The sequence below is a fragment of the Amycolatopsis sp. NPDC003861 genome, from assembly GCF_053605405.1.
This window is the reverse complement of record NZ_JBSGJD010000183.1, coordinates 1-20,308: the sequence shown is the minus strand read 5'-3', so window position 1 is coordinate 20,308 and position 20,308 is coordinate 1. Positions and strand designations below refer to the sequence as shown.

At 72.4% G+C, this 20,308-nt stretch carries 18 protein-coding genes and 1 pseudogene; 4 read left to right on the top strand and 15 right to left on the bottom strand.

The window, feature by feature from the left end; all coding sequences use genetic code 11:
- From ACWEVN_RS33985 to ACWEVN_RS33975, 3 genes are all read right to left on the bottom strand, one after another.
- Positions 1-326: CBS domain-containing protein (locus tag ACWEVN_RS33985; protein WP_452053998.1), on the bottom strand; the 326-nt coding region annotated here is incomplete at its 3' end.
- 41 nt (positions 327-367) lie between these two features.
- A complete protein-coding gene (locus tag ACWEVN_RS33980; protein ID WP_452053997.1) occupies positions 368-880 on the bottom strand; it encodes a universal stress protein in 513 nt (170 codons plus the stop codon).
- Between the two features lie 23 nt (positions 881-903).
- Complete coding sequence (locus ACWEVN_RS33975) at positions 904-1,491, bottom strand: Rv1733c family protein (protein WP_452053996.1); 588 nt, start codon at positions 1,489-1,491, stop codon at positions 904-906.
- Between the two features lie 174 nt (positions 1,492-1,665).
- Between ACWEVN_RS33975 and ACWEVN_RS33970 the strand changes: the two genes are divergently transcribed.
- A complete protein-coding gene (locus ACWEVN_RS33970; protein WP_452053995.1) occupies positions 1,666-2,064 on the top strand; it encodes a CBS domain-containing protein in 399 nt (132 codons plus the stop codon).
- Between the two features lie 3 nt (positions 2,065-2,067).
- Here the strand turns inward: ACWEVN_RS33970 and ACWEVN_RS33965 are convergent, their stop codons facing one another.
- The 7 genes and pseudogenes from ACWEVN_RS33965 to ACWEVN_RS33935 all read right to left on the bottom strand — a co-directional run bounded on the left by ACWEVN_RS33965 (position 2,068) and on the right by ACWEVN_RS33935 (position 10,287).
- A complete protein-coding gene (locus ACWEVN_RS33965; RefSeq protein ID WP_452053994.1) occupies positions 2,068-3,042 on the bottom strand; it encodes an Acg family FMN-binding oxidoreductase in 975 nt (324 codons plus the stop codon).
- Between the two features lie 214 nt (positions 3,043-3,256).
- A complete protein-coding gene (locus ACWEVN_RS33960; protein WP_452053993.1) occupies positions 3,257-3,472 on the bottom strand; it encodes a hypothetical protein in 216 nt (71 codons plus the stop codon).
- A gap of 17 nt (positions 3,473-3,489) precedes the next feature.
- A complete protein-coding gene (locus ACWEVN_RS33955) occupies positions 3,490-4,617 on the bottom strand; it encodes an MBL fold metallo-hydrolase (RefSeq protein WP_452053992.1) in 1,128 nt (375 codons plus the stop codon).
- A gap of 19 nt (positions 4,618-4,636) precedes the next feature.
- Entirely contained in the window at positions 4,637-6,181 is a 1,545-nt protein-coding gene (locus tag ACWEVN_RS33950; RefSeq protein WP_452053991.1) for an ABC transporter permease, read from the bottom strand.
- A pseudogene (locus ACWEVN_RS33945) lies at positions 6,178-7,082 on the bottom strand (ABC transporter ATP-binding protein). The gene ACWEVN_RS33950 and the pseudogene ACWEVN_RS33945 overlap by 4 nt, the downstream one beginning before the upstream one ends.
- A complete protein-coding gene (gene ppsA, locus ACWEVN_RS33940; RefSeq protein WP_452053990.1) occupies positions 7,079-9,322 on the bottom strand; it encodes a phosphoenolpyruvate synthase in 2,244 nt (747 codons plus the stop codon). Before ppsA ends, ACWEVN_RS33945 begins: the two are co-directional and overlap by 4 nt.
- Positions 9,319-10,287: an Acg family FMN-binding oxidoreductase gene (locus tag ACWEVN_RS33935; protein WP_452053989.1), complete on the bottom strand. Its 969-nt coding sequence runs from the start codon at positions 10,285-10,287 to the stop codon at positions 9,319-9,321. The genes ppsA and ACWEVN_RS33935 overlap by 4 nt, the downstream gene beginning before the upstream one ends.
- 168 nt (positions 10,288-10,455) lie before the next feature.
- Between ACWEVN_RS33935 and ACWEVN_RS33930 the strand changes: the two genes are divergently transcribed.
- The 3 genes from ACWEVN_RS33930 to ACWEVN_RS33920 all read left to right on the top strand — a co-directional run bounded on the left by ACWEVN_RS33930 (position 10,456) and on the right by ACWEVN_RS33920 (position 12,736).
- Entirely contained in the window at positions 10,456-10,905 is a 450-nt protein-coding gene (locus ACWEVN_RS33930) for a universal stress protein (protein ID WP_452053988.1), read from the top strand.
- Positions 10,906-11,108: 203 nt separating this feature from the next.
- Positions 11,109-12,047 carry a hypothetical protein gene (locus ACWEVN_RS33925; RefSeq protein WP_452053987.1) on the top strand — a complete coding sequence of 313 codons (939 nt, stop codon included), beginning with the start codon at positions 11,109-11,111 and terminating at the stop codon, positions 12,045-12,047.
- Positions 12,044-12,736 carry a hypothetical protein gene (locus ACWEVN_RS33920; RefSeq protein ID WP_452053986.1) on the top strand — a complete coding sequence of 231 codons (693 nt, stop codon included), beginning with the start codon at positions 12,044-12,046 and terminating at the stop codon, positions 12,734-12,736. The genes ACWEVN_RS33925 and ACWEVN_RS33920 overlap by 4 nt, the downstream gene beginning before the upstream one ends.
- A gap of 3 nt (positions 12,737-12,739) precedes the next feature.
- Here the strand turns inward: ACWEVN_RS33920 and ACWEVN_RS33915 are convergent, their stop codons facing one another.
- Genes ACWEVN_RS33915 through ACWEVN_RS33895 form a run of 5 tightly spaced genes read right to left on the bottom strand, consistent with a single transcriptional unit; the run spans position 12,740 to position 20,147 of the window.
- Positions 12,740-15,331, bottom strand: coding sequence for a cation-translocating P-type ATPase (locus tag ACWEVN_RS33915; protein ID WP_452053985.1), 2,592 nt, complete (start codon positions 15,329-15,331; stop codon positions 12,740-12,742).
- Positions 15,328-16,041: a hypothetical protein gene (locus ACWEVN_RS33910; RefSeq protein ID WP_452053984.1), complete on the bottom strand. Its 714-nt coding sequence runs from the start codon at positions 16,039-16,041 to the stop codon at positions 15,328-15,330. Before ACWEVN_RS33910 ends, ACWEVN_RS33915 begins: the two co-directional genes overlap by 4 nt.
- Complete coding sequence (locus ACWEVN_RS33905) at positions 16,038-16,433, bottom strand: hypothetical protein (protein ID WP_452053983.1); 396 nt, start codon at positions 16,431-16,433, stop codon at positions 16,038-16,040. Before ACWEVN_RS33905 ends, ACWEVN_RS33910 begins: the two co-directional genes overlap by 4 nt.
- A gap of 4 nt (positions 16,434-16,437) precedes the next feature.
- Complete coding sequence (locus ACWEVN_RS33900; RefSeq protein WP_452053982.1) at positions 16,438-17,523, bottom strand: acetate/propionate family kinase; 1,086 nt, start codon at positions 17,521-17,523, stop codon at positions 16,438-16,440.
- A gap of 11 nt (positions 17,524-17,534) precedes the next feature.
- Positions 17,535-20,147 carry a GNAT family N-acetyltransferase gene (locus tag ACWEVN_RS33895; RefSeq protein WP_452053981.1) on the bottom strand — a complete coding sequence of 871 codons (2,613 nt, stop codon included), beginning with the start codon at positions 20,145-20,147 and terminating at the stop codon, positions 17,535-17,537.
- Positions 20,148-20,308: the final 161 nt, after the last annotated feature.

The following is a 20,308-nucleotide window of genomic DNA, read 5'->3' as shown; positions in this document are numbered from 1 at the left end:
TCCCCCCCGGCGGGGTGTTTTTTGGGGTCTCCCTGTTGGGGTGCCGCGCGCCCCCTGCGCTCGCGGCCCCCCGGCCCGCCCACCGCCGGAGCCGTCATCAGGTCCGCCACGAACGCCGCGCCGGCCTTGCGTTTCGCCTGGCGGGAACCGGGCTTGAGCAGGCCGTGCGGGGCTTCGCGCTCGAGCAGGTCGCCCTGGGAGACGACGCCGAGCACTTTCCCGTCCTCGTCGACCACGGGCGCGCCGCTGATGTTCCAGGTGGCCAGCAGCAGCGCCACGGCCTTGAACGGCGTGTCCGGGCCCACGGTGGTCACTTCGGTCGTCATGACCGAACCCACCCTGCGGCGACTGGGCATCTTGATCTCCTTCACAGCAGCGGCCCCGGGTAGTACCCGACCGCGGGCTCCGGCTCCGGCGTCGCGTCCTTTTCCGGCTCCGGGACCGTCCGGGCCGGGATCACCACGACCGGGCAGCTCGCCTCGCGCAGGCAGTGCTCGGCGACCGAGCCGACCAGCAGCTTCAGCAACCGGTTGTGGCCGTGGCTGCCGAGCACGAGCATCGACGCGGTCTTCGACGCCTCTTCCAGAGCCACCGTGGCCGAGTGTTCGACCAGCTCGGCCCGGACGGCGACGCCCGGGTGCTCGGCGCGCACCTCGCCGACGACCTCGTCCAGCTGCCGCCGCTCGCGGTCGGCGACCGTCTGCGGTGTCCCGGCGACGGCCGCGCCGAGGTCGTAGACCGGCTCGAACGTCCACGCGCGCAGCGCGACGACCTGCCGGCCGCTCACCGCCGCTTCGGACACCGCCCAGCGCAGTGCGGCCGCGCTGATCGCCGAGTGGTCCACGCCGACGACGATGTCGCCCTGGTTTGCCGTGGTCATGTCAGTTTCACCTTCTTCTCGTCTCAAGAACGGGTCTTGCGGTCCTGGTCGGCGAACCACTCCTGCTGCCAGCGGGCGTAGCGGAGCCGGTTGAGGGAGAACACCGAAAGCCGGTAGCCGACGGCGAGCACAATCAGCGCCGCGAGCCACAGGCCCAGCCCGACGCCGGCGGCGTCGATCACCACGGCGGCGCTGCTGAGCGGCGGGTCCACCGGGGTGCCGTCGCGGTCGACCCAGATGCCGAAGGTGTGCCCTTTGGAGGTGCCTTCGTCGGCGACGACCTGGCCGACGCGGCGAGTTCCGTCCGGCAGCACCCAGGTGGCATCGGTGGGGGCGCCGTTGCCGGCGATGCCGCTGCGTGGGCTCACCGTCAGTTCGGGACCGTCGGCGAGCAGGGTCGCGGTCACCTGGGTGCGCTCCCCCAGCTCTTGAGCCGACTGTGCTTGCTGGCTCACGAAGGTCTCGGAGCCGAAGCTCGCGGCGACCGGCAAGGCGATGAGGGCGAGCAGCACCACGAGGGCGAGCAGCCCGCCCTGGACGCGGTCCGAGGGGCGCGCCACCGAATTCCGGCGCGGGACCAGCGTGCGCCACATCCGCGCGATCCGGTTCATGATGGGTGTCCTTTCCTCTCGTCCCTTCAGGATCACCGGCCACCCGGATCCGCCGAAGAGGCCTTGGACCCCGGACCGGAGTCCGTCGGCGGGCGGGCCGGGGACTTAGGACCCTGTGGCGTCCGCGCGGCCCGGCGGGATGGTCGGAGGACCCGGAGGAACGGAGCACGAACCATGCGCGCACGCGACATCATGACCACTCCGACGTTCGCCCTCGCCCCGTCGGCGACGCTCGAGGAAGCCGCGGAGATGATGACCGCGCACGGGTTCACGACGATGCCGGTCGTCGACGCCGACGGGCAGCTGCTCGGCCTGGTGTCCGAAGAGGACATCCTGCGGTCGCCGGCCGCGCCCGGCGACCCGGACACCGGCGTGATGCTCGACGGCGGCCCGCGCACGGCGGGCTCGGTCATGCGCACGAGCGGCCTGGCGGTGCCGCCGGACACCGACGTGCGCGAGCTGGCGCGGCGGATGACCGACGCCGGGGTGCGCTCGGCGCCGGTCGTCGAAGGCGGGCACGTCGTCGGGATGATCACCTTCCAGGACGTCCTGCGCGCCTCGGCCCACCACTGAGCTTCACCCGGCCGTGGTCCGATGGGTCAGCACCTCGTGCACCGGGCGACGGCCGGTCAGCCGCGTCGGGTAGCCGTAGCCGATGCGCAGCAACGTGTGCGGCTGCCCGGCCCCGGCGAAGAGGCGGTCGAGCGACTCCCGCGTCCGCGGGGTTTCGAACGGCTGCGACAGGAACGACGTCGCCAGCCCTTCGGCCGTCGCGGTCAGCAGGACGCGTTGCATCGCCATCCCGGCCCGCACTTCCGCGTGCGGGCCCCGGTCGCGGGTGAGCACCGCGCCGAGCAGCGGTTCCTGCTCGTACTCCCGCGCGGGCAGGTCCTGGTTTTCGTGCGACGCGCGCAGCGACACGACCCCGGACCCGTGCGGCGGCGGCCCGGAGGCGATCTTCGGCACGCCGTCGGGGCTCTCGGGCGTCCGGTGGGTCCAGAACGCGGCTTCGGCGCGGAACTCGTCATCGTCCGCCTGTAGCGCTTCGGCCTGCCTGACCAAGGAGGCGACCGGGGTGTACCGGCCCGACGCGTCGAGGTACTCGATCTGCCCGCCCTCCTGTAGAGCCGCCGACTTCAGCGCGGCCCGCACGACCGGCGGCACCGCCCTGTCCAGCAACGGCCGCCGGTTGGTGTGCCGGCGGAACACGGCCTCGGCGAGCTTGCGCTCGACCGCCGTGGCCTTCTCGTTGCCGTCGAGCCGGATCACCGCGACGAGGTCGGGCTCGGCCGGGTCGGGCAGCAGCCGCACGACCGCGGCGAGCCCGTTGGCCCGTAGGCTGATCTGCAGGTTGAGGGCGGCCGCTCCACAGGCGAGCCGCGCCTCCCGCCCGTGCGGATCCGCGACGCCGAGGACGCGTTCGCGATCCAGCCAGACCTCGACGACCTCGTGCTCGACGACGAACCGCCAGGGCTGGGTGTTGTGCGGCGAGGGCGCGCGCACGGCCGAGGCGAGGGCCTGGTCGAACACGCTGGGCAGGGGTCGGCTCATCGTCGGGCTCCGGTGTCTGGGGGACGAACACCTCCAGCATCGCCAAAGGCCGCCGGGCGCCGCGATGGCCGCGCGTCACGACCGGTGAGGACCAAAGACCTTCGCCTCCCCCGCACCGCAGCCTGAACAGGGCCGCCGACGCCGAACCCACACGCGGGACGGCCTTCCCCTCAGTCCCGTGGATCCACCTGCACCAGCTCACCACCGGCGGTGCTCAGCACAACACCCGCTCGCCCTCCTGCGGCACCACCGCGCACCAGTCCGCTTCCGCGTGCAGCGCTTTCGCCAGCGCATGCGCGGGGTCCGGCTCCCCCTCGGCCACGAACGCCGTCTCCGGGGCCGGGGTCGCGGTCGCCCACGCCAGGACCTCCTCCGGGCCCGCGAACGCGCCCGTCCCACCGAGCGCGGTCATCTCCGCGCGGACCGGCACGTACCGGCCGTGGATCTTCAGGTGACGAGTGCCCTCCGCGAGCTGTGCCGGCGTGTCCCCGGCGCCGCGTGTCCCGGGAGAACCACCCCGTTGCGGCGATCCGGCGGCAGCCGGGCGAGGTGCCGGAGCACGCGTCCGGAGTCCGCCGTCGCCAGCCCGGCGAGGATGATCGACGGCCCGTCCGGTGGCTCCGGCCGCACCTCGAGAGCCGGTACGTGCGCGCCGCGGCGCAGCTCGCTCGCCAGCTGCCGGTGGACCTTGAGACCGAGGTCGCCGTCCAAAACCACCGGCAGAGGTAAGAGCTGCCCGGTGAGTGCCCGAAGCCACTCCACGCCGCCGCCCACCGGCACGGGAACCACCACGCTGCCGCCTCGCCGGGCCGCCCGGTGCACCGCCGCCGCGAACCGGCCGGGCAGGTGGCCGTCGGCGGGTGGCCCGGGTGCCGCGAGGACCAGGACGTCGGAGCGGGGACGCGGGTCCGGCGGACGCAGCAGCGGGTGATCCGCCGCCCCCAACGGGCCCGCGAACACCACCGAACGGCCACCGGCCCGCACCCGCACCCAGGCTGCGCCCAGCCGGCCGCCCGCGCGGCCGAATTCGAACTCCACGCCGCCGAAGCGGTGCAGGGAGCCGAATTCCACCGGCCGGACCAGGGCGAGCGCGCGGGCGACGTCCTCCGCGCGGAACGGCGGAACGCCCGGCGGCGGCGGGCACGCCTGGCCGGCATCTTCGGCGAACTGCTTCGCGGCATCGGACAGCACCACGGGCAGCAGCGCGGCGGTGCCGGGGGTCGCGAACACCGGCCCGTGCCAGCCTTCGGCGGCCAGCTGCGGCAGGAACCCCGCGTGCCCGAGATCGGCGCTGGGCAGGATCACCGCGTCGGCCGCGCGCAGTTCGTCGGGACACGGCGAGAAGTTGCGGCGCCACGCCGTTTCCGGTCCCTCGAACAGCCCGCAGCCGACCAGCAGCTTGGTGTCCGCCGTCGCCAGCAGGTATCGAGCGCCGCCCAGGAACGTCAGGAGCGATTCGGTGCGGGCCGGGTGGTGCGCGGTCACGTGCAGCCTCCCCGGCCACGGGCTGCTGCGGTAGCGCGCGGAAGCGCGGCGGGCGGCACTGAGTGCGGCGGCGCGGGATCCGTCGGACATCGGTTCTCCCTTCGCGCGGTCAGCCGGCGAGGTCACGCCGGCGGAACCCGGTCACGCCCGCCACGACCAGCGCGGCGCCCAGCGCGGTGAGCCAGAGCAACGGCGCTGCCTGGACCTCCACGCCCGGCAGCTTCGGCGAGTGCGTGAACGGCGACAGGTCGAGCACCCACTGGTCGAGCTTCAGCAGCGCGCCGAACTCGCCGAGCAGGAGGAACGTCACCAGCGCCACCCACGCGGCGGTCAGCGCCCGGCCGAACAGGCCGAACACCACGGTCGCGATCCCGGTCAGCACCCACACCGCGGGCAGCTGCGCGAGCGCGGCGCCGATGAGCCGGGCCACCTCGGGCCCGATCCGGCCGAGGTGGGCGCCGTTCGTCAGCCCGGCCGCCAGCCCGAGCGCGGTCAGCAGAACCGCGGGCGCCCCGGCCGCGAAGACGAGGTAGCCGCCCAGGAGCCGGCGCCGGTCCACCGCGGTGGCCACCAGCGGCTCCACGCGCAGCGCCCGCTCCTCGGCGCGAAGCCGGGCCAGCACGGCGATCACGTAGGCCGACGTGATCACGCCGGCCGCCGCCAGCTCCGCCGCGAGGAACGCGTCCGAGATCCCCTTTTCGCCGCCGAGCGCGGTGATCATGGCCTGTGCCTGGGCGTTCGTCAGCATCGAGCCGACGTTGCCGGCCAGGCTGCCGCACACGAGCCCCAGCAGCACGTACGCGCTCGTCCACACGGCGAGCGTGCCGCGGTTGAGCCGCCACGCCAGGCCCCAGGTGCTCTCGAGCGACCGCCCGGCCCCGGCGGGGCCCGGGTGATCGGGCAGCAAGCCCGCGTCGAGGTCGCGGACCCGCGCCAGCGCGATCGCGACCCCGCCGAGCGCCGCGGCGGCGACGGCCGGGAGGACCAGCACCCACCAGACGTCACCGGCGAACGGACGAACCTCTTCGCTCCACCCGATCGGCGACAGCCAGGAGAGCCACCCCGGACCGGCGGAGTCGCCCACCGCCCGCAGGAAGTAGGCCGCCACCAGGAGAAGCACGGCCAGCCCTGAAGCAGACCGGGCGCTCTTGGTCAGCTGGGCCGTCACCGCCGCCGCACCGCCGAACACCAGGCCCGCGGCCGCCCAGCACAGCCCGAACGCCAGCGAGCCACCGGCCGGCAGCCCGGTCGCGGCGAGGGCCGCCGCGGTGGCCCCGCCGAGCACGACACTCGCGCCGGCCGTCACGGCCAGCCCGGCGGCGAGCCCCGCGTACCGGCCCACCACAGCCGAGCCGAGCAGCTCGCGGCGCCCGGCCTCCTCCTCGGCCCGGGTGTGCCGGACCGCGGTGAAGATCATCACCAGCCCGACCAGGGCGGCGCCGAAGGCGGTCAGCTTGAACACCGACGTCGCGCCGAGGGTCGGTTCGTGGACCGGCCCGTACAGGGCTCGCAGCGAGGGCACGGCGTTGATGCTGGCCGCCGCCGCGGAAGCAGCCGTCGCCGCGAACACGACGATCCAGACGGGTAGCCGGATCCGGTCGCGGCGCAGGGCCAGCCGGATCAGCGCGCCCGTGCCGGTGAACACGCCGCTCATACCGGCACCACCGCCGGCTCGCTGCGGTAGTGCCGCAAGAACAGCTCCTCGAGCGTCGGCGGACGGCTGACCAGGCTGTGCACGCCGCATTGACCGAGTGCGGCGAGCACCGGGGACAGCGCGGCGGTGTCGACGGTCAGCCGGACGTCGGAACCGTCCACGACGAAGTCGTGCACCCCCGGCAGCCGGGCGAGGCCGTCCGGCGCCCCGGCGAGCCGCGCGGTGATCGTGGTGCGGGTGAGGTGACGCAGGTCGTCGAGGCTGCCGGCGTCCACCACGCGGCCCGCGCGGATGATGCTGACGCGGTCGCACAGGGCCTCGGCCTCGGACAGGATGTGGCTGGAGAGCAGGATCGTGCGGCCCCGCTCCCGCTCCTCCCGGACGCACTCGCGGGAACGTCTCCTCCATCAGCGGGTCCAGCCCCGCGGTCGGTTCGTCGAGCAGCAGCAGCTCGACGTCCGATGCCAGCGCGGCGACCACGGCCACCTTCTGCCGGTTGCCCTTCGAGTAGGCGCGGCCCCTGACCCGCGGGTCGAGCTCGAACCGGTCCAGGTACCGCGCGCGGCGCACCGGGTCGAGGCCCCCGCGCAGCCGGCCGAGCAGGTCGATGACCTCGCCGCCGGTCAGGTTCGGCCACAGCGACACCTCCCCTGGCACGTAGGCCAGACGCCGGTGCAGCGCCACGGCGTCGCGCCAGGGGGGCCCCGCCGAGCAGCCGCATCTCCCCGCCGTCGGCCCGCAACAGGCCCAGGAGCAACCGCAGTGTCGTGGTCTTCCCGGCGCCGTTCGGGCCCAGGAAGCCATGGACCTCACCGGTTTCGACGGTCAGGTCGAGTCCGTCGAGCGCACGCGTGTGCCCGAACGCCTTTCGCAGGCCGCGGATCTCGATCGCCGCGTTCATCGGGTGGCCTCCAGCAGGATGCGCCGCTCGGCCGAAGCAATCGCCGCGCGGGCGGGGCCGATGACGTCCGGGTTGACCGAGATCGACGTGATGCCGAAGCGCACCAGGTGCTCGGCGAAACCGGGCTTGGTGGACGGCGCCTGGCCGCACAGCGACGACGTGATGTTGCGGTGCCGCGCGACGCGGATGATCCGCTCGATGGCGTCGAGCACGGCCGGGTCGGCTTCGTCGAACAGCTCCGCGCACTGGCCCGAGTCGCGGTCGACGCCGAGCATCAGCTGGGTGAGGTCGTTGCTGCCGATCGAGACGCCGTCGATGCCCATCCCGGCGTACTCGCCCAGCCAGTGCACGACCGACGGCACCTCGGCCATCACCCAGCGGTGCAGGCCGCGCTGCCGGCCGAGCGGGCTGGCGTCGACCAGCTCGAGGCACTCCTCCAGCTCCCACTTGGTGCGCACGAACGGGATCATCAGGTGCAGGTTCGGCGACTGCTCCCGCACCCGCGCGAGGGTCTCCAGTTCGAGGGCGAACAGGTCGCGCTCGCGGACGTACCGGTAGCAGCCGCGGTAGCCGATCATCGGGTTGCTCTCCACCGGCTCGAACTCCTCGCCGCCGGCCAGCCCGCGGAACTCGTTGGTGCGCAGGTCGGTGGCGCGGTAGACGACCGGGCGGGTGCCGAACGGCTTGGTGATCTTCAGCAGCGACTCCGCCATCTTGTCCACGAAGGACCGCTCCTCGCCCTTGGCGAGCAGGTCGCGCGGGTGCCGGCCGCCGAGCGCCTCGGTGAGCAGGAACTCCGCGCGGAGCAGGCCGACGCCGTCGACCGCCTGCGCGGCGACCTCTTCGGCGTGCTCGGGCATGGCGAGGTTGACGTAGAGCTTGGTGCCGATGGCTTCCGGTGCCACCGGGGCGGCGACGGGCGTGGCGTGCGCGGGCGCCTTCTTGGTCGCGCCCGGCCGCACCTCGCCCTGGGTGCCGTCGACGGCGACCAGGCTGCGGTCGACCAGGACACGGGTCGCGTCGCCGGTGCCGACCACGGCCGGCACGCCCAGCTCGCGTGCGACCACGGCCGCGTGGCAGGTCATCCCGCCGCCGTCGGTGACCACCGCGGCGGCGCGGCGGATGGCGGGCACCCAGTCCGGGTTGGTCATCGGCGCGACCAGAATCTCGCCGTCGCGCAGATGCATGGCCTCGACCGGGTCGTGCAGCACGCGGACCGCGCCGCTGCCCTCGCCCGGCGACGCGCCGAGCCCGGTGACGAGCGCGGTGGTGCCCGTGGGGGTCACCGGCGGCAGCGTGGTGATCGGCCGGGACTGCACCAGGAAGATCTCGCTGTCGGCGATCGCGAACTCGATGTCCTGCGGCACGCCGTAGTGCTCCTCGACGCGGGTCGCCATCCGGGCCAGTTCGAGGACGACGGTCTCGCTCAGCACGCGCCGTCCGCCCGCGGGCTCCGGCAGCTGGACGGTGACGTCGCCGCCGCCTTCGTCCGCGACGATCTTGTGGGTCTGCCTGCCGATCCGCACCGAGAGGATCAACAAGTCCTGCTTGCCGACGACGTAGGTGTCGGGCTCGACGGCACCGCTGACGATCGCCTCGCCCTGGCCGAACACCGCTTCGATGACGACGCGGTCGCGGTCGCCGGTGCGCGGGTCGGCGGTGAAGATGACGCCGGAGCGCTCGGAGCGGATCATCCGCTGCACGACGACGGCGATCGCCGGCTCGCCGGTGAACCCGCGGCTGGCCCGGTAGCTGACGACGCGCGGACTGAACAACGACGTCCAGCAGTCCACCACGTGCTCGGCGACGGCGTGGTCGCCCCAGATGTTGGTGTAGGTGGCGTTCATCCCGGCGAACGACGCTTCGGCGCCGTCCTCGCCGGTGGCCGAGGACCGGATGGCGACCGGCGTCGCCGAGCCCAGCCCGCGGTAAGCCTGCGAGATCTCCTCCCGCAGGTCGCCGGTGAGGCCGGCCAACCGGACCAGGTCGCGGATGCGGTCACAGTGCTCGGCCAGCAGCTCGGCGTCGTCCACATTGGCCAGTGCCTTGGCGTGCAGGTCGGCGACTTCGGCACGGACGCCCGCCTTTTCCAGTGCGGCCCAGTAGCCGTCGCGGGAGATGACGAAGCCGCCCGGCACGGGGAACCCGGCGGAGATCAGCTCGCCGAGGTTGGCGCCCTTGCCCCCGACGGTCTCGTCGTCGGTGAGCCGGATCTCGGCCAGGTCGCGTACGTAGGTCATCGGGTTCCTCCTGGAGGTGGGAACAGCTCGCCGAGCGGGAGCCGGGGTGAGGGGGCAGCGGGGACAGCGGGGTAGCCGTAGCGGAAGATCGCTTGGGGGGCGCCGGGCAGCGCGAGCTCGGACACGAGCCGCGCGCGGAAGCCGGTCAGGTGCAGGGGCTGGGTGATGACCGAGCCGGCCAGCGCCTTCGACGCCGCGGTCAGCCAGGTGCGCTCCAGCGCCGCGCCGGCGGCCAGCTGGTCGGGCCGGGCGTCGCCGTCGGTGCAGAAGACCAGCCAGTTCTCCCCGGCGAGCCGGTCGGCGAGCACGGTGTCGTCGGGGATCGGTGTGCCGGGCCGGACGATCCCCGCGAACGGAAGCGGTTCGGGGCCGAGTGTGTCGCCGGCGATGCCGTCGCCGGACGCGTCCCAGCCGTGGGTGTGGGCGGTCCACACCGCGAGCTCACGCTGGTAGCCGCGGTCCTCACGGAGGACCCGCGCCGCGAAGCCGAGGAGCTGGGCCAGCTTGTCCAGCGGCGCAGGCCGGACGACGTGCACGCCGGTCGTTTCGCCGGCGTCGACCAGCGCTTGCTGCACGGCCGTGGGCACGCGGCTGTGGAAGAACCGGTGCCGATGACTGCGGCGGCGGCCGATCGCCTGGTACAGCAGGTAGGCGCGGGTGGAGGTCGCGCGCGGGCGGCCGATCGTCACCGTGGCCACCACGTCGCCGTCGTCCCGCAGGTCGACGTGGCAGTCCCGGCCGAGCGCGCAGACGGCCAGTTCGAGGTTGGTCAGGGCGGCCCCGCAGGACAGCAGCCGGTCCCGGCCGTACGGATCGTGCCGGCGGAGTTCGACGTCCCGGCGTTCGAGCAGATCGACCTCGGTCCCGCGGACGAGCAGCTGCCACGGCTGGCTGTTGTGCACCGAAGGCGCCCGGCTCACGGCGCGCGCGAGGACGCCCTGCTGCTCCCTGGTCAGAACGGTCATCGCCGTCACTCCTCAGCGCGGAGCCGGATGCCCCGCCGGAATCATGGTCGCGAGGCTTCGCCGTCCACACCGGAGCACAAAGTCCTCCGGTCCGGCGGAATTCGTCCCCTACCCGGCCGCGGCCGGCTCGACGCACGATGGCGCCGTCACGGAGGAAAGAAGGAAGTCATGAGCACTGGTCGCGTCATCATCGTCGGCATGGACGGCTCACCCCGCGGCGACGCGGCACTGCGGTGGGCCCTCGAGAGCGGCGCCCACGCGGGCGACACGGTCCGCGCGATCCTCGTCCGGCCGCGCGACGAGCTGCTGCCGGGCACGTCGTTCGCCATCCAGCCGCACGGCCGGGTCCCGGAGGCGGGCTACTCGTTGGTGGAACACGTCAGCGGCCTGGGCATCAAGACTCCGGCCACGCTGGAGACCCGGACGGTCCACGGCGACCCGGCGACGGAGCTGGTGACTGCGTCCGCGGATGCGGACCTGCTGGTGCTGGGTGCTCATCGGGGCGGGGCGATGGCGGATCTGGTGCTGGGCAGCGTGGGGCGGGAGTGCGTGCGGTACTCGCGGTGCCCGGTCGTGGTCATCACCCCGGAGGCGGCAAACCGGTTGGCGGCGGTCTGATTCCGCCCCGGAAGTGAAACACGGACGGCTACTCCGGCGACTATCGAGCAGAACAATGACGAACTAAAGACTCGTCGCGGCCGTCAAAACCGGCGGCCGGTTACCCGAGTCGCTGCCCAGTCGAGCGGAGCTGCACGATGGTCGCCAAACACAAACGCCGCACATCCGCGAGGTCGGGCCACAAGAACTCCAACCGTTCTCGTATGTTGACCGAACTGTTGCAGGTATCGGAATCCGATGTCCGCCGAGCGATCGGCGACGCACAGGTCCGAGTTCGGTTCAAGGAAGACCAGAACCTTCCAGCCAGCGACGTCGTTGCCCGCCTTCTCGCCGCCCGCCTGGTTCGCAAACTTCCACCAGGTACGGTCCGCCTGACAAAGATGGATCTACGCTTGCTCTCGCGCAAAGTCGAGCATGTTCTCGGGAGCAGCCCGGGGTCTGCCACGACCCGCTTCAAGCCCCGCACATCGAAGGTCCTACGGCAAAGGCAAGCATATCGACCACGCCCGACGAGCGGGCGGTACGTGACAACTGCCAAGCTGGCCGGCATCACCGTGGACGATGTCCGGCGAGCGGCCGAAAACATCCAGTCTCGCAATCCGGAGATCGCATCTCCGGCTGAAATACCCGTTTCCGACGTCGTTACCGACCTCCTCACCGTTCACCTGGCATCACATCTCAAGGCCGACCCGGATTCGGTCAATGTCCACGGAGACGACGTGCGAGGCTTGGCAGACGAGGTACAGGGTGTGCTCGCAGCAGGCCCGGCGGAAAGTCCCTGGCGCACCGGAATCGGTCCAGTCCTCCGATCTGAGACGGCATGCACGCTTCTCGGGCTTTCAGACCCGGAAGACCTCGCGAAGCAGGCCGCCGCCAAGATGATTTTGATGTTGACCACGAGCGACGGCCACAGTGTCCTGCCCAGCTACCAGTTCACGGCGGACGGGCTGATACCCGGCTTGCCAGAGGTGTTGCACGCCGTCGCACCAGACGATGCCCCTCTGACGTGGACGGTGGCCTCTTGGCTCCGTTCACCACTGCAGATCCTCGGCGACCGCAGCATCATCGACATGCTGCTCGAAGGTGACGTACACCAGGCGGTCGACGCGGCAAGACTGACTGCGGCACGGTGGGCAGTATGACGACCCGCGAGTTCGTCGTGCAGCGCGAGCCAGATGCAAAACTTTCCTGGCCGAGCTTTCCACGAGCCTATGTGCGTAAGAACCATTTCCTGTACCGCGCTGTCCGAAACGGGCGCGGACCGTGGTGGTTCTGTTCGTGCGGGAAGTGCCGCTTCGATCTCGACCAGCCGCGAGGCACGTGCTACACGAGCATCGAACCACTGTGCGGGCTTTTGGAGTGCATTGGCATCGAATGGTGCACGAGGACGAACGATTCCGTCTTCGAGGTCTCCTTCCTTCAGCAATGGATCATCCACGTTCTCCGCGTTGAAGGAACCATCCGTCTGGCGAATCTTACTGACCGTCGAGCTCTCAAGTTCAAGGTGACGAACGAGCTGTCGAGCATGTCGCGGTACCGGATCCCGAAGCTCTACGCTCGCACCTTCGACGAGGCGAAAGGCACCAGAGGGCGTCCCGCGTTCCACGGAATCCGCTATCGGACGCGATTCGACACGGGTGGCCGGTCGAACGGGGTCGCGCTGTTCGGTCGGCACGGTGAGGAGCCGTGGCCATCGGAGACCATCCCCGTCGACGATGAGATCATCAGTCAGTTGCGACTGATCGGGATCCAGATCGAAGAGCCTCCGTCCCTGGCGGTACTCGACGTTACCGACGGTGAAGGCATCCTTGATCACACGAAGATCGGCTGAGCATCAGCGGCGGCGGGCGGCCCACCTGAACAACTCGTCCGCTCCCCACACGATCACGGGCATCGGGAGCAACATCGCCACCACCCAAGCCGGCAGTGCCGCGGTCCCGAACAGCGCCTGCAACGGCGGCAGGTAGATCAACGCCGCGGCGAACACCAGCTCGAACACGATCCCGCCCAGCAGCAGCCGGTTCGTCGTCAGGCCCACCGAACGCAGCGACACGCGCTCGGTCCGGGCCGCGAACGCCGTGCCCACCTGGCAGAACACGATCGCCGCGAAGCTCGCCGTCGTGGCCTGCAGGTAAGTGGAATGCAAACTGCCCGTCGATACGTCCGCGCCCGGGTGCCAGCCCGCGGCGTACAGCACCGCGAAGAACGCTCCCAGCACAAGCACTCCCGACAACAGTCCCATGATTCCCCAGGCGCGCAGGAGCATCCGTCCGGTGACCACGCCTTCGGAACGCCGGCGCGGCCGTCGCGACATCAGCCCCGGCTCGGCGGGTTCACGGCCGAGAGCCAGTGCCGGCAAGGTTTCCGTGCCGAGGTCGATGGCCAGGATCTGCAACACCGTCAAGGGCAACGGGATCATCCCGCCCGACACCGCGAACAGCAGGAACGGCAGCACCTCCGGCACCGCGTGCGCGAAGATGTACAGCACGAACTTCCGGACGTTGTCGAACACCCGGCGCCCTTCCCGGACCCCGGCGACGATCGTCGCGAAGTTGTCGTCGGTCAGCACCACCGTCGCCGCTTCCTTGGCCACGTCCGTGCCGCCGATGCCCATCGCGACGCCGATGTCCGCGCGGCGCAACGCCGGGGCGTCGTTGACGCCGTCGCCGGTCATGGCCACCACTTCGCCGCAGTCGCGCAACGCGTCGGCGATGCGCAGCTTGTCCTCCGGCGCCGCGCGGGAGAACACGATCTCGCCGTTGGCCGTCAGGGCTTCGTCCAAGGCCGGCTCCGGGAGCTCGGCCAGCTCCTCGCCGCTGATCACGCGGTCCGCGCCGATGCCGACGCGGCGGGCGATCTCCGCCGCCGTGCGGCCGTTGTCGCCGGTCACCACGTGCACCCGGATGCCCGCCGAGTGGCAGTCCGCGACCGCCGCGGCCACCTCGGGCCGGGGCGGATCCACCAGCCCCACCAGGCCGAGCAGGGTCAGGTCGGTCTCGGCCTCCTCGCGACTGCCCGGCAGCGCGGGCACCGGACGTGCGGCGACCGCGAGCACCCGCAGGGCCCGGCCCGCCATCTCGTCGACGAGCGCCACCAGCCGGGCCCGTTCTTCGGCCGGCATCGCGCAGCGGGGCAGGACCTGCTCCGGCGCCCCCTTGGTCGACACCCACAGGGAGTCCCCGACTAGATCCACAGTGGACATGCGCTTGAGCCGCGGGTCGAACGGGTACAACGCCTTCCGCGCGGACAGGTCGGCCCCGGTCGAGCCCGCGTATCGCAGCAGCGCGAGTTCGGTGGGGTCGCCGCTCGATCCGGTGACGTCCGCGGTGCTGCACCGCACCAGGGCTTCGACGAGCGCGTCCCCGAAGGGGTGCACCTCCTCGACGCTCATCTCGTTCCGCGTCAACGTCCCGGTCTTGTCGGTGCAGATCACCGTCGTCGACCCCAGCGTCTCGACCGCGGACAGCCGCTTCACCAGCGCCCCGGCCTTGGCCATCGACCGGACCCCCGCGGCCAGGGCCAGGGTGATCGTCGGCAGCAGGCCCTCGGGAACGTTGGCCACCAGCAGACCGATCGCGAACACGAACGCCGCCGACCAGGACAGCCCGGCCAGCCAGCCCAGCGGCAGGAACCCGACCCCGACGACGACCGCGACCAAGGCGATCAACCACGCCACCCGCCGCACCTGGCGTTCGAGCGGGCTTTCCTCGCGTCCGACGCGCGATGAGAGGGATGCGATCCGGCCGATCTCGGTGTGCCGCCCGGTGGCGTGGACGACCGCGTGCGCGGCACCGGCGACGCACACGGTGCCGCTGAAGACGAGCACCGGCGAGTCGAGGGGGCGGGAAGCGTCGTCGTGGGCGTCGGCCATCCGGGTCACCGGCACCGACTCCCCCGTCAGCATCGACGCGTCGACGTCCACCGTGCCGTCGATCAGCCGGGCGTCGGCGGGGATCCGGTTGCCCTCCTCGAGGACGAGCACGTCGCCGGGGACCAGTTCGGTCGCGGGCACGTGCCACACCTGGCCGTCGCGCAGCACCGGCGCGCGGTCGGGCAGGTACTTGCCCAGCGCCTCGACCGCCTTCTCCGCCTGCTGTTCCTGGACGAACGCCAGCAGGCCGTTGAGCAGGATGACGCCGGCGATCGCGATCGCCAGGTTCGTCGTCCCGGCGACCCAGGCCAGCCCGCCCGCTACCCACAGCAACAACGCGAGGGGGTGGATCAGCTGCCGCAGCAAAGCCAGGGGCCAGCGGTGGCCGCCGTGCGAGGGCAGCGCGTTCGGACCGCTCACCTGCAGCCGACGCGCGGCTTCCCGGGCCGTCAGGCCGGTCGGCGTGGTCCGCAGGTCCCGCAGCAGCCGGGCGACCGGCTCGCGGGCGTCGACCGGCGGCGCCTCGGCCGGTTTGGTCTTCAGGTGGGTGGTCATCTGGCCTTCCTTCGCTTCGGGGTGGCGAGGCCGATCAGGAGCAGCCCCTGTGGGACGCCGGGCAGGATTTCGGTCTGCCGAGCGCGCTCGACCGCCGTCAAGCGAGCCAGCGAGACGGTCCGTGACGAGAATCCGCGTACCGCGGCGGCCAGCCGGGTGCCGTGCTGAGCGGCGCCGGCGAGGACGTGGTGCCGGCGGCTGTCGCCGGAGGTGGTTATGAGCAGGGCGGACTGGCCGGTGACGTCGGCGCCGAGCTGCTCGAGGACGGGCACCCAGCCGGGCCGCACGATGCGCACGTCGGTCTCCGGCCAGAAACCGTCATCCGCCAGCGCACTCAGCACCGCGAGACTGACCGGTCGCAGCTCCGGCTCCGCCAGCTTGCGCAGCGCCACGTACCGCGCCCACTCACCGCTCGACGGCGGCCGCGCCGCACCGGCCCGGACGATCGCCACGACGTCGGGCCGGTCGGCGTCGTACGGGAACACCACGACCGGGTCACGGCCCAGGACCCGGAGCACCGTCCAGACCGTCGACAGTGCCGCGCCGCATTCGATCAAGGCCGCGTTGCCTGCCCGGTCCCGCCGGGACGGCGGCTCGGTCAGGACGACCTCGTCGGGCCGCACTTCGGCGACGCACCGGTTCGGGCTCAGCCGCACCAGCGCGTCGCCGAGCACGGCCCGGGACGAGGTGTCCCAGCGGAACCCGGTCATCTGCCCGGGCGCACCGGGAGGTGCCGGGTGGCGGCCCGGCAGGTAGCGAGGAGGCCGTCGACGTCGATCACGGTGACGCGGTTCTCCAGCCCCGGCGGGACCTCCGCCCGGACGTCCGGGTCCGGGGAGACCAGCGCGACCGGCACGTGGTCGCGGACCGCGCACACGGCGCCGAACTCGCGCGCGGTCAGCTCCGGTTCCTGGCCGCGGACGTCGACGACGAGGTCGGGCTGGGCGAACGGTTCGTCGAGCGGGCAGCGGCCGCCCGGCGCGAGCGCCCGGCAGAGCCCGGTGCGGTTGTGGCAGCGGCTGACCAGGCAGCCGGCGTCGCGCAGGGGCTGGACGAGGAAGTCGGCGTCACCGAAGGACGCTTCGGTCAGCAGGACGTGCATGGGGTCACCTCACGGACACTCGGGCGAGCGCCTCTTCGGCGCCGCGGGCCAGCTCCAGGTCTTCCCGGGGCAGCACGATCAGGGCGGGCACCACGGAGTCCGCCGCCGTGACGATCCGGTCGACGTCGGTGTGCGGGACCTCTCCGGCACGCAAGCCGAGCACCGCCAGCCCGTCGACGACCGAGGTGATCATCGACGGCTGGTGCTCGGCGACACCGCCGGTGAACACGACCGCGTCCAGCCGGGACAGGCTGGTGGCGGCCGCGCCGATCTCCCGGCCCAGCCGGTGCCGGTAGACGTCGAGGGCCACCGCGGCGTCGGCGTCGCCGCGGGCGGCCGCGGCCAGCACGCGCCGGAGGTCACCGTTGGTGCCGGTCATTCCGGCCAGCCCGGAGCGGTGGAACAGCGCGTCGGCCATCTCGGCCGGGCTCATCGGCGCCGTCTGCATCACGTGCAGCAGTAGGCCCGGGTCGACCGAACCGGACCGGGTGGCCATCATGGCGCCTTCGAGCGGGGTGAAGCCCATGCTCGTGTCGACGCCGTGGCCGTCGCGGATCGCCGTCACCGACACGCCCGCGCCGACGTGGGCGCACACCAGCTGCAGGTCCTCCGGCGCGCGGCCCAGCAGCTCGCCGGTCCGGTGCAGGGCGTACTGGCATGACAGGCCGTGGAATCCGTAGCGGCGCAGGCGGTTCTGCGCGGTCCACGCTCGCGGGAGCGGGTACCGGGCGGCGGCTTCGGGCATCCGGGCGTGGAACGCCGTGTCGAAGCAGGCCACCACCGGGACGTCCGGCAGCAGGCGGCGGACTTCCCGCGTGACCTCCAGTGACAGCGGCTGGTGGTTGGGCGCCAGCGACGTGAGCCGTTCGAGGTTGGCGAGCAGGGCGTCGTCCACGCGCGCGGGTGCCTTCTGCGAGCCACCGTGGACGAACCGGACGGCGACCGCGTCCACATCGGACCACCTGCGGACCGCGTGGCCCACGACAGCCGGGTCGGTCAGGTCCCAGGCGGCCCAGCCGACGGCGGTACCGTCGGCGACCAACGACACCTTCACGCTCGACGAGCCGGGGTTCAAGGTCAGCACACGCACAGGTCGCTCCTTCAGTCTCGCAGCCGGCGCAGGAACGGGTCTTCCGCCGCGACGGGCTCCAGGCGGGCGCGGACGTCCAGGGCCACGCACCCTTCCGAGCGCACGCGCACCGGGTTGAGGTCCAGTTCGGCCAGTTCCGGCACCAGCTCGGCCAGCCGGCTGACCTTCAGCAGCAGCTCCCGCATCGCCGCTCGATCCAGGTCGGACGCCCAGAGCGCCTTCGACGCCCGCAGCCCGTCCAGGAGGAGGTCCGCGTCGGCGCCGGTGAGCGGGGTGAGCCGGGCGGCGTGGTCGGCGATCAGGTCGGTGTCGACGCCGCCGAGGCCGAACACGACCAGCGGCCCGAACACCGGGTCCGAGCGCACGCCGACCAGCAGCTCGCGGCCGGGTTCGACCATCGGCTGGACCGTCACGCCCCGCAGGGCGGATCCGAAGCGGGAACGCAGGACCCGGAACGCTTCCATGGTCCGGTCGGCGCCGCGCACGTTGAGCAGGACACCGCCGCCAGCGGTCTTGTGCAGCAGGCCCTCGGCATCGGCCTTGAGGACCACCGGCGAGCCGAGGTCGGCGGCCGCGGCGTCCATCGAGTCCCCGGCTTCCACGTAGTGGGTCTCCACCATCGGGATGTCGGCGAGGCGAAGCAGTTCAACGGCGTCGGCGGGCGGGAGCCAACCTTCGCGCTCGGCTACGAAGGCCCGCAGGGCGTCCGGATCTTCGAGGGGCTCGACATGCTCGTCCGCTTCGGGCCGGTTGAGCCACTGTTCGTAGCGGACGAGCCGAGCCAGCACCGCCGCGGCCGCGGCGGGGTCGTCGTAGCAGGCCGTGACACCGCGGCCGGGCACCAGCGGGGCCACCCGGGCGCGTTGCCCGGGCCGGACCGCGAAGACGGTCTTGTACTCGGGCGGGAGCACCGCGGCGAGCGACGTGCCGGGATCGCCGACCGCGGTGGGCACGGTCGCGGCGATGACCGCCTCGACACCGTCGTCGTCGAGGACGGCGCGCAGGGCGTCGGCGAACACCTCGGGCGGGACGGCCGCGGTCGTGTCGACCGGGTTGCGCACCGCCGCCTCGGCGGGCAGCAGCTTCGCGAGGCGGTCCCGGGTGTCCTGGGACAGCTCGGCCATGACCAGGCCTTCGCGCTCGCAGGCGTCGGCGGCGAGGACCCCGGCGCCCCCGGCGTTGCTCACCACGGCCACCCGCGGGCCGCCGGGCAGCAGCTGCCAGGACAGCCCGGCGATGACGTCCACCAGCTCGGCGACGGTGTCGACGGCGATGACGCCGGCTTGCTCGAACAATGCGTCCCGGGTGACGGCGGGGGTCGCGGCCGCAGCGGTGTGCGAAGCGGCGGCACGCTGGGCGGTGTCGCCGCTGCCGGAGCGGACGGCGAGCACCGGGCGGGTGCGGGCGATCCGGCGGGCCAGCCGGCTGAACTTGCGCGGGTTGCCGAACGATTCGAGGTACAGCACGGCCAGTTCGGTGCGGAGATCGGCGGCCCACCACATCAGCAGGTCGTTGCCGCTGACGTCGTACTTGTTCCCGGTCGAGACCAGCGAGGACACGCCGAGGCCGAGATCGCCGAGCGATTCGGCCAGCGCGATGCCGACCCCGCCGGACTGGGTGACGACGCCGATGTTGCCCCGCCGGACCGGCGTGGCGAGGAACGTGAGGTCGTAGGGGCAGGCCGGGTCGGTGGAGACGACGCCGAGGCAGTTCGGGCCGACCAGCCGCAGGCCGTAGTCGCGCACGGCGGCATGGACGCGCTCGCCCGCGCCGGTACCGGTCAATCCGGAGGAGATGATGACGACGGCCCGGACCCCGCGCTTCCCGCACTCTTCGACCGCCTGCGCGGCGGCCGGTGCGGGCAGGCAGATCACCGCGAGGTCGGGGGTGCGGGTCAGCGCCGCGACGGACGGCACGCTCGGCACACCGAGGATCACGTCCGCGTGCGGGTTCACCACCTCGACGGGACCGGGGAAGCCGGAGCCGACCAGGTTGCCGAGGACCGCGTGCCCGACCGAGCCCGGCCGTCGTCCCGCGCCGATCACGGCGATCGAGGACGGCTTGAACAGGTGGGCCAGGCTGGCGGCGTCGGCGACCGAGTCGCGCTCGAGCACAGCCTCGACATACGCGGGATCGTCTTCGAGGATCATCACGACGTCACGCTCGGGGCCGCCGATGCTGGCCTCGAAGCGCAGGCCGAGGTCCCGGAAGACGTGGATGACGTTGGCGTTCTCGGCGAGCACTTCGGCGAGGAATCGCCTGAGGCCGGTCTTGCGGGCGTGGGAGACGAGGTGTTCCATCAGCAGGGTCGCCACGCCCTGGGTGCGCACCGCAGCGTCGACCACGAGCGCGACCTCGGCGTCGGCCGAGTCGTCCAGCACTTCGTAGTTGGCGACGCCGACGAGCTCGCCACGCCGGTAGCAGCCCACGGCGTAGTGACCCGGGCCGGGATCAGCGGCGATTTCGGCCGCCAGCCGGTCCAAACCGGACGGAGTGCCGAAGAACCGGAAGTAGGTGTCCTGCTGGGTCAGCCGCGTGTGCAGGGCGAGCACCTCGGCGGTGTCGCCCGGGTGCAACGGGCGCACGAGCACCACGTCACCGTGCGCGAGCAGGGCCCGGGTCATCGCATCTCCTCGGGGCATGGGGGTGGGCGCGGCCGACCGAGGGCCGCGCCCCCCCCCGGGGGGGACCCACGCCGTGTGATCGGAAGAGCACACCGATGAAAACCACTCACAAAAAGTAGGATCTCGTTTGCCGCCATAATCTTGTAAAAATGTGGTGTGGT

What these genes read in the sequence shown, in the direction of transcription:
- ACWEVN_RS33980 (WP_452053997.1), bottom strand. Translation starts at nt 880, where the DNA reads ATGACCACGGCAAACCAGGGCGACATCGTCGTCGGCGTGGACCACTCG.
- ACWEVN_RS33975 (WP_452053996.1), bottom strand. Translation starts at nt 1,491, where the DNA reads ATGAACCGGATCGCGCGGATGTGGCGCACGCTGGTCCCGCGCCGGAAT.
- ACWEVN_RS33970 (WP_452053995.1), top strand. Translation starts at nt 1,666, where the DNA reads ATGCGCGCACGCGACATCATGACCACTCCGACGTTCGCCCTCGCCCCG.
- ACWEVN_RS33965 (WP_452053994.1), bottom strand. Translation starts at nt 3,042, where the DNA reads ATGAGCCGACCCCTGCCCAGCGTGTTCGACCAGGCCCTCGCCTCGGCC.
- ACWEVN_RS33955 (WP_452053992.1), bottom strand. Translation starts at nt 4,617, where the DNA reads ATGTCCGACGGATCCCGCGCCGCCGCACTCAGTGCCGCCCGCCGCGCT.
- ACWEVN_RS33950 (WP_452053991.1), bottom strand. Translation starts at nt 6,181, where the DNA reads ATGAGCGGCGTGTTCACCGGCACGGGCGCGCTGATCCGGCTGGCCCTG.
- ppsA (WP_452053990.1), bottom strand. Translation starts at nt 9,322, where the DNA reads ATGACCTACGTACGCGACCTGGCCGAGATCCGGCTCACCGACGACGAG.
- ACWEVN_RS33935 (WP_452053989.1), bottom strand. Translation starts at nt 10,287, where the DNA reads ATGACCGTTCTGACCAGGGAGCAGCAGGGCGTCCTCGCGCGCGCCGTG.
- ACWEVN_RS33930 (WP_452053988.1), top strand. Translation starts at nt 10,456, where the DNA reads ATGAGCACTGGTCGCGTCATCATCGTCGGCATGGACGGCTCACCCCGC.
- ACWEVN_RS33925 (WP_452053987.1), top strand. Translation starts at nt 11,109, where the DNA reads ATGTTGACCGAACTGTTGCAGGTATCGGAATCCGATGTCCGCCGAGCG.
- ACWEVN_RS33920 (WP_452053986.1), top strand. Translation starts at nt 12,044, where the DNA reads ATGACGACCCGCGAGTTCGTCGTGCAGCGCGAGCCAGATGCAAAACTT.
- ACWEVN_RS33915 (WP_452053985.1), bottom strand. Translation starts at nt 15,331, where the DNA reads ATGACCACCCACCTGAAGACCAAACCGGCCGAGGCGCCGCCGGTCGAC.
- ACWEVN_RS33910 (WP_452053984.1), bottom strand. Translation starts at nt 16,041, where the DNA reads ATGACCGGGTTCCGCTGGGACACCTCGTCCCGGGCCGTGCTCGGCGAC.
- ACWEVN_RS33905 (WP_452053983.1), bottom strand. Translation starts at nt 16,433, where the DNA reads ATGCACGTCCTGCTGACCGAAGCGTCCTTCGGTGACGCCGACTTCCTC.
- ACWEVN_RS33895 (WP_452053981.1), bottom strand. Translation starts at nt 20,147, where the DNA reads ATGACCCGGGCCCTGCTCGCGCACGGTGACGTGGTGCTCGTGCGCCCG.